General features: G+C 67.2%; 13 protein-coding genes. 6 read left to right on the forward strand and 7 right to left on the reverse strand.

Translation table 11 applies throughout. From position 1 onward, the window contains the following. Positions 1-62 precede the first annotated feature (62 nt). Positions 63-671: a glutathione S-transferase family protein gene (locus tag IPG63_04825; GenBank protein ID MBK6726574.1), complete on the reverse strand. Its 609-nt coding sequence runs from the start codon at positions 669-671 to the stop codon at positions 63-65. A 93-nt stretch (positions 672-764) separates the two neighbouring features. Between IPG63_04825 and IPG63_04830 the strand changes: the two genes are divergently transcribed. Continuing rightward, on the forward strand, positions 765-1049 hold the full coding sequence (locus IPG63_04830) for a hypothetical protein (protein MBK6726575.1): 285 nt from the start codon (positions 765-767) through the stop codon (positions 1047-1049). Here the strand turns inward: IPG63_04830 and IPG63_04835 are convergent. The 6 genes from IPG63_04835 to IPG63_04860 form a co-directional block, all read right to left on the reverse strand. Further along, on the reverse strand, positions 1028-1582 hold the full coding sequence (locus IPG63_04835; GenBank protein MBK6726576.1) for a GNAT family N-acetyltransferase: 555 nt from the start codon (positions 1580-1582) through the stop codon (positions 1028-1030). The genes IPG63_04830 and IPG63_04835 overlap by 22 nt on opposite strands. Next, the gene (locus IPG63_04840; protein ID MBK6726577.1) at positions 1579-2082 is read right to left on the reverse strand and encodes a hypothetical protein; all 504 of its coding nucleotides are present in this window, start codon (positions 2080-2082) and stop codon (positions 1579-1581) included. Before IPG63_04840 ends, IPG63_04835 begins: the two co-directional genes overlap by 4 nt. Before the next feature lie 10 nt (positions 2083-2092). After that, positions 2093-2629 carry a phage tail protein gene (locus IPG63_04845; protein MBK6726578.1) on the reverse strand — a complete coding sequence of 179 codons (537 nt, stop codon included), beginning with the start codon at positions 2627-2629 and terminating at the stop codon, positions 2093-2095. A gap of 71 nt (positions 2630-2700) precedes the next feature. Further along, positions 2701-3216 (reverse strand): phage tail protein, encoded by a 516-nt coding sequence (locus IPG63_04850; protein MBK6726579.1) that lies wholly within the window; start codon positions 3214-3216, stop codon positions 2701-2703. 10 nt (positions 3217-3226) lie between these two features. Beyond that, entirely contained in the window at positions 3227-3730 is a 504-nt protein-coding gene (locus IPG63_04855; protein MBK6726580.1) for a phage tail protein, read from the reverse strand. A 22-nt stretch (positions 3731-3752) separates the two neighbouring features. Beyond that, on the reverse strand, positions 3753-11270 hold the full coding sequence (locus IPG63_04860) for a tandem-95 repeat protein (protein ID MBK6726581.1): 7518 nt from the start codon (positions 11268-11270) through the stop codon (positions 3753-3755). A gap of 187 nt (positions 11271-11457) precedes the next feature. Between IPG63_04860 and hemB the strand changes: the two genes are divergently transcribed. The 5 genes from hemB (at position 11458) to IPG63_04885 (ending at position 15820) form a co-directional block, all read left to right on the forward strand. Further along, positions 11458-12447, forward strand: a complete 990-nt coding sequence (hemB, locus tag IPG63_04865) for a porphobilinogen synthase (protein ID MBK6726582.1) — start codon at positions 11458-11460, stop codon at positions 12445-12447. Next, positions 12444-13217, forward strand: a complete 774-nt coding sequence (xth, locus tag IPG63_04870) for an exodeoxyribonuclease III (GenBank protein MBK6726583.1) — start codon at positions 12444-12446, stop codon at positions 13215-13217. Before hemB ends, xth begins: the two co-directional genes overlap by 4 nt. 74 nt (positions 13218-13291) lie before the next feature. Further along, positions 13292-13897: a UPF0149 family protein gene (locus IPG63_04875; GenBank protein MBK6726584.1), complete on the forward strand. Its 606-nt coding sequence runs from the start codon at positions 13292-13294 to the stop codon at positions 13895-13897. An 8-nt stretch (positions 13898-13905) separates the two neighbouring features. Then, complete coding sequence (locus IPG63_04880; GenBank protein ID MBK6726585.1) at positions 13906-14925, forward strand: class 1 fructose-bisphosphatase; 1020 nt, start codon at positions 13906-13908, stop codon at positions 14923-14925. 79 nt (positions 14926-15004) lie between these two features. After that, a complete protein-coding gene (locus IPG63_04885; protein ID MBK6726586.1) occupies positions 15005-15820 on the forward strand; it encodes a hypothetical protein in 816 nt (271 codons plus the stop codon). Positions 15821-15828 lie beyond the last annotated feature (8 nt).

Raw genomic sequence — 15828 nt, forward strand, 5'->3', positions numbered from 1 at the left:
GCCGGATCATTGAACCCCCAAGGGGCGCGTATGCGCCCCTTGTGTTTTTTACCGCCCCAGCCTCAACGCTGGAACAGGGCAGCGGCGGCCGGGCGGGCCTTGAGGCGGGCGTGGTAGGCGGCGAGTGCGGGGTATTCGGCGAAGTTCACGTCGCAGCGCTGTTGCAGGTCGAGGCCGTGGCCGAGCAGGATGTCGGCGATGCTGAAGCGCCCGCAGACCCATTCGCGATCGAGCATGCGCCGGTCAAGGGTGGCCAGATGCACCATCAGGCGCTGGGTCGAAGCCTCGAGCATGGCGGCGTCGGGCTGGAACATCTTGTAGACCATGAGCGGATAGGTGGCGGCGTCAAGCGTGCTCGCTGCGAAGAAATACCAGCTCAGGAACTCGGCGCGACCGGGCTCACCTTCGAACACCGCGAGCCGAGCTTCACGATGGCGCTCGGCCAGGGTCAGGCAGATCGCCGCGGAATCGAATTGGGTGACGCCATCCTGCACGATCGCCGGCACCAGGCCGGTCGGATTGACGCGGCGATAGGCCTCACCGCGATGCTCGCCGGCGCGCGCGTCGAGCCGGTGTTCTTCGATGGCGATGCCGAGTTCATTGGCGAGCCAGCGCACGCGCGAACCACGGTCGAAGGGCACGAAGCTGTACAGCTGGATCGATTCGCTCATGACGGGCTCCGAAGGCGGGACTGCAGGGTAGCCGATGCGCTTGACCGCGGGCAGTTCCGGCGCGAGTCTGCGCGCCCCGGACGGATGCCGCACATGCTCGATCTCGCCACCCTCACTCCTGCCCAGTTCGAGCCGCTGCTCGGCCGCCGCTTTGCGGTGAACGGCAACGCCGACGTGCTCGAACTGCTGGCGGTGACCCGGCTGCAGTCGCCCTCACCGCGCACCGAGCCGTTCTCGTTGACCTTCGGTTCGAACACGCACCAGTTGCTGCAGTCCACGTTTCGGCTGGCGCATGCCGATCTGGGCGAGCTCGACGTGTTCCTGGTGCCGCTGCAGCCGGACGCGCGCGGCGCGCTCTACGAGGCGGTGTTCAACTGAAGCGCGGGCGGGGTCCAGCCGAGGAAGTGGTAGACGCCGCGGTCCTCGATCCGTTCGAAACCGAGACGCGCGTACAGGCGTTGCGCCGGGTTGTTCGGCTCGACGTGCAGGGTGATGCGGCGCGCCTGGCGCGCCGCCACCTGCATCAGCGCGTGCAGCAACTCCTGGCCGATGCCACGCCCGCGCCAGGCCGGCAGCAAGGCGATGTCCATCAACCGGAATTCGCCGGGCGACGCGTACAGGTAGGCGCGCCCGAACGGCTCGCCGCCGCATTCGAGCAGCGCGAGCAACGCACCCGCGTAGTTCTGGCGGTAATGCGCCGCCTGCAGCCGCGACTGCTCGTGCAGGAAACCGTGCTTGGCCGCTTCCGGCCACGGCAGCGGTGCGAGTTCGTGCCACCGCGTCGTTGCATACAACGCATCGACGAAGGGCTGATCGGCCGCGCCCTCCTCGCGCCAGCTCCAGCCCTGCCCTTTGACGGCGAGCGCCGCGACCATCGCGTCGAGCGCCTGCTCCAGCAGCGAACGACTCACGCCGCGACTGCACCCACGTCGATGTCGATCACGGCGATGTCGAAACCGTCGCGGCTCAGCGTCAGGCAATAGCTGCCCGCGGACAGCACCGAGCCGGAGCCGGCGGATGCGGCACAGGCGGCGGTGGCGACGCAGTCGTCGTGCACACGCCCGTTCGCTGCCTCGAAGCCGATCAGTCGGCGCGGGTCCACCGGCAAGCGCAGCCGCTGGCTCGCGCCGGTGGCTCCGAATGAGGCCAGATCGAAGGCCTGCGCGCCGGCATCGGTCGCGAACCAGGCGCGCACGCGCAGCGGCTCGCGCTGTGCGACCAGCGCGCGCGGTGCGACGCGCAATTGCAGCCCCGCGCCGGTTGCGACGGGCTGGCTGCCATCGGTGACGCGATCGAGGCGCATCGCAAACTCTTCGGTGGGCGGCGTGGCAAGCACCCGCGCCGCCGGAGCCAACAAGCTGGCGCAAGCACCGACGCAGGCGGCATTCCTCAGGAACGATCGACGTTGCATGGGATTCTCCTCAGGTGCGCGGCGGGAACACGCCTTGCAGCGCGATGCAGAAGCTCAGGGTCAGGTACGGCATCAGGTTATTGTGCGGCAAGTCGCCCCCCGCAGGTGCGAGCGCCTGCCCCGAAAATGCGCTGGGCGGATTGCCCGACTGCGCCGCGTAAATCGGATTGGTGCCGACCTGCCGACCCAGGGCGTTGTTCGTGGGGATCTTGTTGCCTTCTTCATCCGTCTGGGCATTCGACATCTGCACCGCGTGCACGTGCACCGGTAGTTCCGATTCCAGCAGGCTGACGGTCTGGCTACCACCAGTTTCGCCCAGGTCGTGCAGGCTCAGCCCGGGTCCTTGTCCGGGATGCATCGCCGCGTTGCCCTGCAGGTCGGGAAGCGCGAAATTCGACTTGCCGTTGCCGCCATAGGTCGTGCCGAGCAGTGAAAACAATGCGGTGTTCTGCGATAGCGGGAGCAGTTGCCCGTCGCAGAAGGCCCATCCGCGCGGCGCGAAATTGAATGGGAAGATGCGGATTTCCGCTACAAAGGGATCAGCCATAAATTGCTCCTGGAGTTCAGACCATTTCCGCCGATGCATTCACCTTGAGAAACAGGATTTGCAGGCTTCAATCAGGTCGGCGACGGAAAGATTCCAAACAGGGAAATGATGAAGTTCAGGCACAGATAGGGCTGAAAGTTGTTGTGCGGCTGACTGCCGCCGACCGCGCCGACCGTCGGCGCCAGGGGCACGAACGGCCCCGTTGGAACGTAGGCATCGATCGAGGTTGGACTGGCCAGAACATTGTTTCCGGGCGAGTTGTCGGTGGCTGCCGCCGAGGTCGCCAGCAGCGGGTGGGTGTGTGCTGCGATCTGGTTCGTGGTCAACGTGACCTGTTCGACACCGGTGGCTTCGGCGAGTTGGTAGTTGCCCAGACCCGGCCCTTGGCCGAAATGAATCGGCAAGCGGCCGCGCAGGTCCGGCAGCGAGAACGTGGACTGCCCGTCTCCGCCGTAGGTGGTGCCGATCAGCTGGAACAAGGTTTCGTTCTCGCTGATCGGCAACAACTGGCCTTCGCAGAACATCCAGCCCGCGGGAGCGAAGTTGCCGGCGAAGATGCGGATTTCACCAACGTAGGGTTGCGCCATGGTCTGGTCCTCAGTTGGGTGACGGGAAGATGCCCTGCAGGGCGATCGAGAAATTGAGCGCCAGCAACGGCTGCCGGTTTTCGTGGGCCTGCGATCCACCGACACTGGTGATCGTCGCCGGGCTGGTCGCGACCATGGTGCCGCCCGCGGCGTACAGCGCGTTGCCTGCCTTCGCGAAGGTGACCGTGTTCGAGGCCGCCGGCGTGGTCGAGTTCGCGCTGGTTCCGTTCAGCACGTGGGTGTGCGTCGGCAGCTCGCTGATCGACAGCGTGTGCGCTTCCTCACCACCACGCTCGCCCAAGGTGAATCCCGCGCCCACGTGCAAGGGCGTCCGGCCACGCAGATCGGGCAACGCAAAGTTGACGCGTCCATCGCCACCGTAGGTCGTACCGAGCAAGGAGAACAAGGCCTGGTTCTGGTTGATGGGCAGCAATTGGCCGTTGCACAAGGCCCAGCCGCGCGGCGCGAAGTTGAAGCTCATCAGTCGAATCTCGGACAGGAAGGGCTCTGCCATGGGACACCTCTCTTGGAGACGCTTAAGGGTTGGATGGATCGGGCGGATTGCACGACTGACTGAAGCTCACCGGGTTGGCGGAGACTGCGACCGTCGCGCCGCCGTTGCTCGCGGCCACGTCGGCCGAGCTGGTCTGCACGACATTCTGGATCGATGTTTCCGTTTCCTGGAGGTCGATTTCCAGCGGCGTTGCGGCACGCGAGTTGGCCGTCACATCGAAACACGCGATGGCCGTATCCGTGGTGCGCATCACCATGTCCAACTCGCCGGTACCGACCCCGGTGTTGGTGTGGGCGTTGTTGCTCACCTCCACGAGATTGGTGGTGTCGCCGAGCACCGGGGTTCCGCGCTCGCCGGCGAAGAAGCGCACGCCCTCGGAGAATGCGTGCGACATGTTGTTGTTGCGCAGATTCACGTTGAACGTGCCGACGTGGTCGCGACTGAGCAGCTGGATGCCATCGTCGCCCTCGGCGTCCGCGGCTTCGCCGATTGCGATCGTGTTGCCGCTGGCGAGCACGGTCCAGACGAAGTTCGCCGAGTTGACCAGATCACCGAACACGCCATCCATGTCGAAGCGCACGCCATCGCCGATACCGAAAGTGTTGGGATCCGTGGACACGCTGACGACGTCACCGTCCATGACGTTGGTGTTCACGCGCCCCTGCATGTTGCCGTCACCCACCACCACCACACCATCACCAATGAGCTCATTGAAGGTGTTGCTGTTCACATCGAACGGCACCGTGTTCTGGTCGCGACTGACGACCGTGACGATGGCGTTGAACGGGAAATTGTCGGCACCGCCGGGGTTGCTCGAGGTGATGCCGGTGACATTGAGATCGTGGGCCGCGGTGCCGTCGGCGATGTACAGGACCGCGCCGCCTTCGAGATTGTCGAACGCGGTGCCGGTGACATTGGCGATCAAGCCCGCGCTGTCGCTCGACTGCAGCAACAAACCCGCTTGGCCATCGACCGCGTTGTTGTTGGCGAAAGAGCCTCCCGTGACGTTGACGGTGACGCTGCCGCTGTTGTTGTTCACGCTCAGCCCGTTCTCGTGGAATCCGCTGACGCTGACATTCGTCAAGGTCAGCACGCCGGTGATGTTCTGGACAGCCAGGGTTCCGAAGTCGATGGCGTTCTCGTTGTCGGCATTGGCGATGTTGCTCAGGCTCGAGTCGGTGAGCGCGAAGTTGACGACGCCGGTGCCGAACACGGCCGGGGCCCCGGTGTTGCTGATGATCATGCGCGCGAAGCTAGCGTTGCGGGTTGCCGTCAGCGAGATCGCGTTGTTGGTGACATTCTGAATGGTGCCGCCGCTGCCGGCGCCGCCGCTGCCGCTCACCGTCAATCCGCCGCTGGCGCCGGTGTTGTTCAGCACGATGCCGTTCGCGGCGCCGTTGGCGCTGATGCTCTGGAAGGTCAGGCCGCTGGCGCCGATGGTGGTGCTGGCCACGCTCAGCGCGGTGCCGGTGCTGCTGGCGATGCTGCTGCCAGTGCCCTGCACGCTGACGGTGCCGCCGCCGCTGGCACTGAAGCCGACGCCGCTGGTCGTGTCGATATCGAGCCCACCGCCGCTGAAGTTGATCGTCGCCCCGGTGTTGGTGGCGAGCGTCACGGCATTGCTGGTCCCGGTGTTCAGCGTCTTGGTCGCGGCGCTGAAGGCGATCGTGCCGCCGCTGTTGCCGTCGACGTTGATGCCGGTGCAGGGACTGGTGCAGCTCAAGTTGCCGGACAGGGTGACATTGCCGGCGCTGCGACTGGTGATGTCGACCAGGCGACCCGCGCTGGTCTTGGCGACGGTGCCGGCGTAGCTGATCACCGCGGAGCCGGCATTCAGGTCGAAAGCCTCGTTTGCGCTGCCACTGATGGCGCCGCCAGCGATGCTGAGCGTGCCAGTGGCGGCGTCGATGTTGATGCCCTTGCCGGTCGAGTTGGTCGAGGAGACGCTGGCCAGCGTGACGGTGAGCGCGTTCGTGCCGGAGGCATCAATCGCGGCGCGATTGCTGGTCGCGATGCTGCCGCCACCGATGCTGACGTTGCCGGCGTTGAACAGCAGCAACCCGACGCCGCCGCCGTTGGTCACGGTTACCGAGCTGAAACTGCGCGTGCCGCCAGCCGAAGAGGACTGCAACGAGATGGCGTCGGTGCCACCGGCGAGGTTGACCACGGTCGCGCCGAAGTCGAGGTTGGCCGGGCTGTTGCTGACCAACAGGCCCTGCGTGGTCGAGCCGCTGATGCTGGTACCGCCGAAGCCGAAAGTGCCGCCAACGCTGATGTTCTGCAGGGCCAAGCCCTGGGCGCTGCTCGACGTCGAGGTGACGCCGCTGAATCCGCCCGCGAGCGTGCCGTTGCTGAGGTTCAGCGCCATGCCGGTGCCGGTCAGCGTGACCTCGGCCACATCCAACGTGCCAAAGCCGGTGCCAGCGATGTCGGTGGCTGCGTTGCCGATGTTGAAGCCGCGCAAGCGGTGCTGGTTGCCGGCGGTGGCATCGAGCGTCAGCGCGACGCCGGCACTGCTCAGCACCGGAGCCGCGCCACCGAGCGCCGGGAACGCGCTGCCGCTGACCGGGGTGATGCCGGTGAATGCGCCCAGCGACTGCGTCGAGGCCTGGCCGATCACGCGCTCGTTGTTCTCGAGCACGGCGGTCACGCTGTGGTTGCCGTCGGCGAAGTACAGCGTGTCGGCCGCGGTGTCGGCGCTGGCAATGGCCGCGAACGTGGTCGAGGGACACGCCTGCGCGCCGACATTGCTGCCGGTGCAGGTGGTGCCGACGGCGTTGTCGTCGACGAACCAGACCAGTTCAGCAGCGGCGAAGGTGAGGGTGACCATCGCGGTGTCGCCGCCGGTGACGGTGTAGAAGAAGGTCGCCGTCGCCGGGGCGACATCGCCGGCATCGGGGAAGAAGCTGAAGGAGCCATCCGCGGCCAGCACTACACGCCCGCCACTGCCGCCGGCGGTGATGAAGTTGGTTCCGTTCGGGGCGGTGCCATTGGCGGTGCCGAGGGTGGCGCCGAAGCCGGTGATGGCGCCGCTGCCGAGCTGGTCGTTGGCATCGACGTCGCCCTGCGTGCCGCTGTTCGCGGCCAAGGTCAACTGCGGGGTCACGCTATAGCTGTCGTCGGCCGCAAGCGAGGCGGTGGTGAAGCTGAAGACGAAGGCTGCCGGGTTTGCCGGCGGGTCGATGGCGTCGCTGTCGTCGATCTGCGCAGATACGCCGGTGACGGTGCAGGTCGCTCCACCGGCCAGGTCGGCAATCGGATTCAGCGTGATGTTGGCGGTTCCGGAACCACTGACCACTTCGCCCAAGTCGCCGGCGCCGCAGTCGATGGTGAAGCTGGCGGCGGTCGCGTTCACCGGCTCGCTGAAGTTCACCACGATATTTGCGCTCGGAGAGACGTTGAGGTCGCCGTTCGCCGGCGTGCTGTTGGTGAATGCGGGCGCGGCGTCGACGCTGAACGCGAGCGCGAAGTCGTCGGCGTCGCCGTCGGTGACATCGCCGCTGTTGTCGCCATCGAGCTGGTTCGGCGGATCGACGGCATCGGCGTCGGTGACCAGCGTCGACTCGACTGCAACCGTGCAGGCGGCACCGGCGACGAGCGCTACGGACGGCGTCAGCACCAGGCTGGAGACACCGTTCTGCGGCAGCGCCGGAGTGAACGCGACTGCGCCACCGCAGCTCCAGTTGATGGCTCCGGCCGCGACATCGACCGACTCGCTGAAGTTCAGGGTCAAGGTCTGGTTCTGGTTGACGACTGCGGCCGCAACCGGCGTCGTGCCGGTGATTTGTGGCGCGAGGTCCTGGGTCACGAAGTTGCTGGTGAAATCGACCGGCATGGTGTTCGGCGGATCGATCGCGTCGTCGTCGGTCACCTGCATCGCGAACACGGTCAGGGTGCAGGACTCGCCAGCGGTCAGATCCACCGTCGGGTTGAGCGTGAAGACCGGATCGGCATCGGTCACCGCCAGCGTGCCGGCACCGACGCTACGCGTGCCGCTGGTCGTGCACACCAGTTGTGCCCAGTTGCCGGCGACCGTCACCGCTTCATCGAAGGTGACCACGACATTGCTGCCGATCAGCACGCCGGTGGCGCCACTGAGCGGGCTCACGCTCTGGACTTCAGGCGCTTTGTCGATGGTGATCGCGAGCGTGTCGGGGCCATCGCTCTGCGCACCGCCGGAACCGGTATTGCCCTGATCGCTGGTGGTGACCGACAGCGTGGTGTTGCCGCCGCTGGCGCTGCTGAACTGCAGGGTGGCGAGCGTCGCATTCAGCCCAGTCAGCGCGCCGGTGATGGTGAGCGTACTGGTGCCGTTGCCGACCACACTCGCGCCGCCCGAAGGCGTGGCCGTGAGGGTGCCGAGCGGAGCGACGTTCAGCGTTGTCTGCAGCGGGCCGGCGGCCGCGTCGACATCGGCGACGCTGATGCCGGCGATCGCCAGCGTGGCACCGGTGGCGATCGAGAGCGGCCCGGCCGGCAGCGTTTGCACCGGTGCGTCGTTGACCGCGGTGACATTGATCACGAAGGTCTGCGGCGCGGAGGTGTCGATGCCGCCATTGGCGGTGCCGCCGTCGTCGGAAAGCGTGAGCGTGATGGTGGCGCTGCCGTTCGCGTCCGCGGCCGGGGTGTAGCTCAGCGCGCCGGCGGGGCTCACCGCGGGGCCGGCGCTGAACAGGGCCGGATTGGTGTTGCCGGTGATGTTGAAGGTGAGCGCCTGGCCGGCTTCATCCGGCGGGCCGGCGCTGATCGCGGTCGCCCACGGGTTCACCGTCTGCGCCCCGGCGTCCTCACTGACTGTCTGGTTGGGGCCAGCGGTGAAGCCCGGTGCGTCATTGACGGCGTCGATGTTGACGGTCACATCCTGGGTGGCGCTGGTGTCGACGCCGCCATTGGCGGTGCCGCCGTTGTCCTGCAGGCGCAGGGTCAGCACCGCCGAACCGCTCTGGTTGGTGGCTGGCGTGAAGTTCAGTACACCCAACGGACTGACCGACGGCGTGCCGTCGAACAGGGCCGGATTGGTGTTGTTGGTGATCGTGAACGCAACGGTCTGCGCGCTCTCGTCAACCGGACCGGCGAAGATCGCGTTCGCCACGGTCGCAACCTGCGGACCACTGTCCTCGAAGCGATTCAACGGCGTCACCGCGTTGAAGCTTGGCGCGTCATTGACCGCGGTAATGTTGATCACAAAGGTCTGCGGCGCAGAGGTGTCGATGCCGCCATTGGCGGTGCCGCCGTTGTCCTGCAGCGTCAGGGTGATGGTGGCGCTGCCGTTCGCGTCCGCGGCCGGGGTGTAGCTCAACGCGCCGGCGGGGCTCACCGCCGGACCGGCGCTGAACAGGGCCGGATTGGTGTTGCCGGTGATGTTGAAGGTGAGCGCCTGGCCGGCTTCATCCGGCGGGCCGGCGCTGATCGCGGTCGCCCACGGGTTCACCGTCTGCGCCCCGGCGTCTTCGAGCACGGTCTGGTCGGCGCCCTTGGTGAAGCTCGGCGCATCGTTGACCGCGGTCAGGTTGATCGAGAAGTTCTGCGTGGCCGAAGTGTCGACACCGCCGTTCGCGGTGCCGCCGTTGTCCTGCACGCGCACGCTCAGGTTGGCGGTGCCATTCGCGTTCGCCGCCGTGGTGAAGCTCAGCGCGCCGTTGGCGGCCACCGCGGGCGCGACTGCGAACATGCCGGGGTTGTCGTTCGCGGTGATGGTGAAGCTCAGCGTCTGCGCGCTCTCGTTGGCCGGTCCGGCACTGAGTGCGGTCGCCCACGGGTTGATCGTCTGCGCACCGGTGTCCTTGAGCACGGTGACGTTGGCGCCGGCGGTGAAGGCCGGCACGTCGTTGACCGGGGTGACATTGATCACGAAGGTCTGCGGCGCAGAGGTGTCGATGCCGCCATTGGCGGTGCCGCCGTTGTCCTGCAGCACCAGGGTGATGGTGGCGCTGCCGTTCGCGTCCGCGGCCGGGGTGTAGCTCAACGCGCCGGCGGGGCTCACCGCCGGACCGGCGCTGAACAGGGCCGGATTGGTGTTGCCGGTGATGTTGAAGGTGAGCGCCTGGCCGGCTTCATCCGGCGGGCCGGCGCTGATCGCGGTCGCCCACGGGTTCACCGTCTGCGCCCCGGCGTCTTCGAGCACGGTCTGGTCGGCGCCCTTGGTGAAGCTCGGCGCATCGTTGACCGCGGTCAGGTTGATCGAGAAGTTCTGCGTGGCCGAAGTGTCGACACCGCCGTTCGCGGTGCCGCCGTTGTCCTGAACGCGCACGCTCAGGTTGGCGGTGCCATTCGCGTTCGCCGCCGTGGTGAAGCTCAGCGCGCCGTTGGCGGCCACCGCGGGCGCGACTGCGAACATGCCGGGGTTGTCGTTCGCGGTGATGGTGAAGCTCAGCGTCTGCGCGCTCTCATTCGCCGGGCCGGCACTGATCCCGGTCGCCCACGGGTTGATCGTCTGCGCGCCGGTGTCCTTGAGCACGGTGACGTTGGCGCCGGCGGTGAAGACCGGCACGTCGTTGACCGCGGTCAGCGTGATCGCGACCGTGGCCGGCGCCGAGTTGGTCAGCCCATCGTTGGCAACGAAGCTGAAGCTGTCGGCGCCGAACTCATTGGCATTCGGGGTGTAGCTGACCGAGGCCGAGGTCGCGTCGATCGGCACGATGGCGCCGAGCACGCCACGCGTCGGCGGCGTCTGGATCGCGAAGGTCAACGGGTCGCCATCGGCGTCGGTCGCTGTCAGCGTCAGGGTCTGCGTCGGCGCATCTTCGAGCCAGGTCTGCGCCTGCGACGCTGCCACCGGTGCCTGGTTCTCGACATCGACCACATCGATGCGCGCGAACACGCGGCCGTTTTCCTCGGCCGCGAACAGCGCGACGATGTCGGCGCCGACATCGGGGCCGCTGCCGTCGCCGGTCGGATCGCTGGCCAGTTCGGCCACACCGCCCCAGTCGCCAACCGCACCGTCGGTAATGAAATTCGCCGCCCACACCGCACCGGCCATCAGCAGCGCACCCAGCGTGGCCATGCCGAGGCGCAAGCGCCGTCGCGCAACGACGAACACTGCCGCAATCAGCAACAGCAGGCCGGCGAAGCCAAGCGTCGGGATCGCCACCTGCACCAGCCCGAGCAGGATCGGAGCGCCGCCGGGCAAGGTGGTCAGACCATCGCTGGTCGTCGCCGCCGCGTTCTCGGCCACCACCGCGACCCGGACCACGCCACCGCTACCGAACAACGATCGTGGCGCCGACAGTTCGATCACGTCGGCACCGGCCGTGCCGTTGTTCAGGCCCACCGCATGGGGTCCGCCAACCGTACTCGATGCGCCGAAGCTGCCACCGCTGCAAACCGCTCCGCTGACCACGGTCACGGTGGTGCCAGTGACCTCGGCGGTCAGCCGCGCCTCGACACCGCTGACCGTGGTCGGGCCATGCACTGCGGTGCAGCCGGTCGCGGCATTCACATCGCGATCGACGTAGAGGTGGTAACGGTAGTCCTGCGCCGGAACCGCAGCGGCCACGAGGAAGCCGGCGAGTGCCAGCAGACGGGCGAAGACTGGGCGCATAGGACCCCCAAGGTCGAAGCAGTAGAAGGAGGACCGGGAGTGTGCGCGCCACCACACCGCGAGCGCAACCGCCTTGATCTAGATCACGTCCTCTTCACATTGTCGTCTGCGCGAACCGGCAACCGGAACCAGCTGTACCGCTGCGCCAAGACTGGGACAATCGCCGCCCCGCCACCGGAGCCAGACCATGAGTTTCCCCAACACCCGCCTGCGTCGCATGCGCCGCGACGAGTTCTCGCGCCGACTGATGCGCGAGCACGTGCTCACCGTCAACGACCTGATCTGGCCGGTGTTCGTGCATGAGGGCAGCCAGCGCGTCGAGGCGATCGCGTCGATGCCCGGGGTCGAGCGCATGTCGATCGACGTGCTGCTCGCCCGCGCCGAGGAAGCCGCAGCGCTCGGCGTTCCGGCGATCGCGCTGTTTCCGGTGACGCCGCCGGAAGCGAAGTCGCTGGATGCGGTCGAGGCCTGGAACCCGGACGGACTGGCGCAGCGCGCGGTGCGCGCATTGAAGTCGCGAATCCCTGAGCTCGGCGTGATCACCGACGTCGCGCTCGATCCCTTCACCACCCATGGCCAGGACGGGCTGATCGACGAACGCGGCTACGTCGTCAACGACCTCACCGTGGCCGCGCTGATCAAGCAGGCGCTGTCGCATGCCGAGGCCGGCGCCGACGTGGTCGCGCCGAGCGACATGATGGACGGCCGCATCGGCGCCATCCGCGCGGAACTGGAAAACAATGGCTTCGCCAACACGCGCATCCTCGCCTACTCGGCGAAGTACGCATCGAGCTTCTATGGCCCGTTCCGCGACGCGGTCGGATCGAGCGGCAACCTCGGCAAGGGCAACAAGTACACCTACCAGATGGACCCGGCCAATTCAGATGAAGCGCTGCGCGAAGTCGAACTTGATCTGGCCGAAGGCGCCGACATGGTGATGATCAAACCCGGCCTGCCGTATCTGGACATCGTGCGGCGAGTCAAGGACGCGTTCGGCGCGCCGACCTTCGTCTACCAGGTGAGCGGCGAGTACGCGATGCTCAAGGCCGCGGGCGGCAACGGCTGGATCGACGAACGCGCCTGCGTGCTCGAAGCCCTCACCGGCATGAAGCGCGCCGGCGCCGACGGCATCCTCAGCTACTTCGCGGTCGAGGCCGCGCGCTGGCTCAAGGCATGAAGATCGCCAGCTGGAACGTCAACTCGCTCAAGGTGCGCCTGCCGCATCTCGAAGAGTGGTTGGCATCGGCGCGGCCGGACATTGTCGCGCTGCAGGAAATCAAGATCGAGACCGCGGCCTTCCCGCACGCGGCGCTTGAGGCACTCGGTTACCGCGCCGTCGTGTCCGGACAGAAGACCTACAACGGCGTCGCCGTGCTCGCGCGCGACATGCCGGGCGACGTGGTCACCGCGATCCCCGGATTCGCCGACGAACAGCGACGCGTGCTCGCGGCGACCGTGGGCGATGTGCGCGTCGTCGACCTCTATGTCGTCAACGGCCAGGAAGTCGGCTCCGACAAGTATCGCTACAAGCTCGACTGGCTGGCTGCGGTCACCGCCTGGTTGCGCGAAGAACTGGCCCACCATCCGAAGCTGGTCGTGCTCGGCGATTTCAACATCGCCCCCGACGACCGCGACGTGCACGATCCCAAAGCCTGGCACGAGCAGGTGCTGTGTTCCGCAGCCGAGCGTGCGGCACTGAAGCAGATCCTGGAGCTCGGCCTGCACGACAGCTTCCGCCTCAAGCACGACAGCCCCGGCCAGTTCACCTGGTGGGACTACCGCCAGGCCGCGTTCCGGCGCAACCTCGGCCTGCGCATCGACCTGGTGCTGGTCAGCGAAGCGCTGCGCCCGGCACTGCGCGACGCTGGCATCGACCGCGAACCGCGCACCGGGGAACGCCCAAGCGATCACGCCCCGGTGTGGATCGAACTGGCCCTGGGCGCCTGATCCGAGCGCTCGCTCCGGCTTGGGTTTCCGCGGCCGCTCCATCACAATGCGCGCCCGCAACCCAGGAGCGCGCCATGAGCACGATCAGCGAACAGGACATCGACACGCTCGATCGCTTTCTGCAGGAGCGCTGCGAGGAGACCAACGGCTTCTTCAGCGTCGAGATGCTGGACGGCTATCTGGCCGCGCTGCGCGTCTGCGCCCAGCCGATCGCGCCGGATCTGTGGCTGTCGCCGATCTGGGGCCAGGGCTTCGCCTTCCGCGACGCCGCCGAACGCGACGCCATGAGTGAGCTGGTGCTGGCGCTGTGGGAAGACGTCGGTGAACGCGTTACCGCTGCCGCAGAGGGACGCGAGGACGATTGCATGCCGCTGATCGCCGCCGCCCCCGACCTCGAGGACATGGACCCGGAACGCACCGACGAATTCCTTGGCCTGGCCTGGTCGATGGGCTTCTCGGTCGCGCTCGACCTGGCGCCGGAAACCTGGGACGAAATGTGCGACCGCATCGAGGGGCTCGGCGAAGACCTCGACCAGATCGACGAACTGATGATGATCGGCAACGAGGGCGAGAACTCGCCCGCGATCACGCTCGGCCGGCGCATGGAGATCCTGGAGATCATCCCCGGCCTGCTCGGCGCACTCGAAGCGCATCGCCTGGACCAACGCAAACCGAACTGAGCGCGCCCATGACCCGCATCCACCAGCCAATCTCGCTGACCCGCTATCTGATCGAGGAGCAGCGCGAGAAGGGCGTGATCAAGCCTGACCTGCGCCTGCTGATCGAAGTGGTCGCACGCGCCTGCAAGACCATCGCCACCCAGATCAACAAGGGTGCGCTCGGCGGCGTACTCGGCAGCGTCGGCTCGGTCAATGTGCAGGGCGAGGTGCAGAAGAAGCTCGACGTACTGAGCAACGAGATCCTGCTCGAAGCCAATGAATGGGGCGGGCATCTGGCCGCGATCGCATCCGAGGAAATGGACGACCCGCACCCGATCCCGCACCGCTATCCGAAGGGCGAGTACCTGCTGGTGTTCGATCCGCTCGACGGTTCCTCGAACATCGATGTGAACGTCTCGATCGGCACCATCTTCTCGGTGCTCAAGGCCCCCGATGGTGTGAGCGAACCCGGCGCCGAGGATTTTCTGCAACCGGGCACGAAACAGGTCGCTGCCGGTTACACCGTCTATGGCCCGAGCACGGTGCTGGTGCTGACCGTTGGCGATGGCACGCACATGTTCACGCTGGATCGCGAGCAGGGCAGCTTCGTGCTCACCGAGATGAACGTGCGCATCCCTGAGGACACAGCAGAGTTCGCGATCAACATGAGCAATCAGCGCCACTGGGAGGCACCGGTGCAGCGCTACATCGGCGAACTCGTCGCCGGCAAGACCGGCCCTCGCGGCAAGGACTTCAACATGCGCTGGGTGGCCTCGATGGTCGCCGACGTGCACCGCATCCTGACCCGCGGCGGCGTGTTCATGTACCCGATCGACGCCAAGTGCCGCGACAAGGGCGGCCGCCTGCGCCTGATGTACGAAGCCAACCCGATGGCGCTGATCGTCGAACAGGCCGGGGGCGCCGCCACCGACGGCCGTGCCCGCATCTTGGAGCGGCAACCGCGTGGCTTGCACGAGCGCGTGCCGGTGTTCCTCGGGTCGAAGAACGAAGTGGCGCGCGTCACCGCTTACCACAACGACGACGCCTGAGCGGTCGCACGACGTCGGTCGCTAGCTCACCCACACGGCAACCATGGACGCAGCGCGGCCCTCCCGCTTGCTCACCGCAATGGCGATGCTGCTCATGCTCGGCAGTGTGCTGATGCTGCCGATCAGCGCCATCAGTGCGCTGATGCTGTTCGTCGGCAGCCACGGCACCGCCCACGCCGAAGCGGGCGGCATCTTCCTGATCGTGGTCGCGCCGGGGTTGACGCTGGTGGCTGGCTTCGGCCTATGGCGCCGGCAGCGCTGGGCCCACGTCTGCGTGGTGCTGCTGCTGGTCGCGGTACTGGTGGCGCAGGGGCTGGGCTGGTGGCGCGGGCCCACGCCACAGCACACGACGGTTTCAGCCAGCGGCACCGTCACCACGGTGATGGCCGCGCCGGCGGCGTACTCGCCGCTGCTGACGCTGGTCGCGGTCGCGCTGATCGCGTTCCTGCTGCAGCCATGGGTGCGTGCCGAGTGCTATCGCCGGCGCAGCACGACATCGCCGACCGGCCCGGACGCTCCGCCGCCGCTGCCCGCCGCGTCTGCCCCGGTGCGCGACGCGTCGCCGCCCGAGCGCATTCCGACCGCTGAATCGCTGCCCGATGCCTCCGGACGCGGTGCGCTGATCACGGTCGCCATCGGCCTGATCGCGTTCGCACTGCTGATGGGCTGGCTGGTCTGGCATGGCCTCGGCAACGCCGAGATCTGGTGGCCGGCGCGCCACGCGAGTGCCCGACGCATGGTGTCGCGGGCTGAGGCCCCGCTGCTGTACTGGACCGCCCTCGGCCTCTACGCAGCACTCGGCACCGGAGCGATCGCGCTGCTCGGCTGGGGCGGATGGCAGCGTCGTGCACAGCGCCGATCAGGGCTGCGTCGCCATGGCGATGGCAGTCCCTGAGACTGCCG

It is taken from the genome of Lysobacterales bacterium (assembly GCA_016703225.1).
GTDB lineage: Bacteria > Pseudomonadota > Gammaproteobacteria > Xanthomonadales > Ahniellaceae > JADKHK01.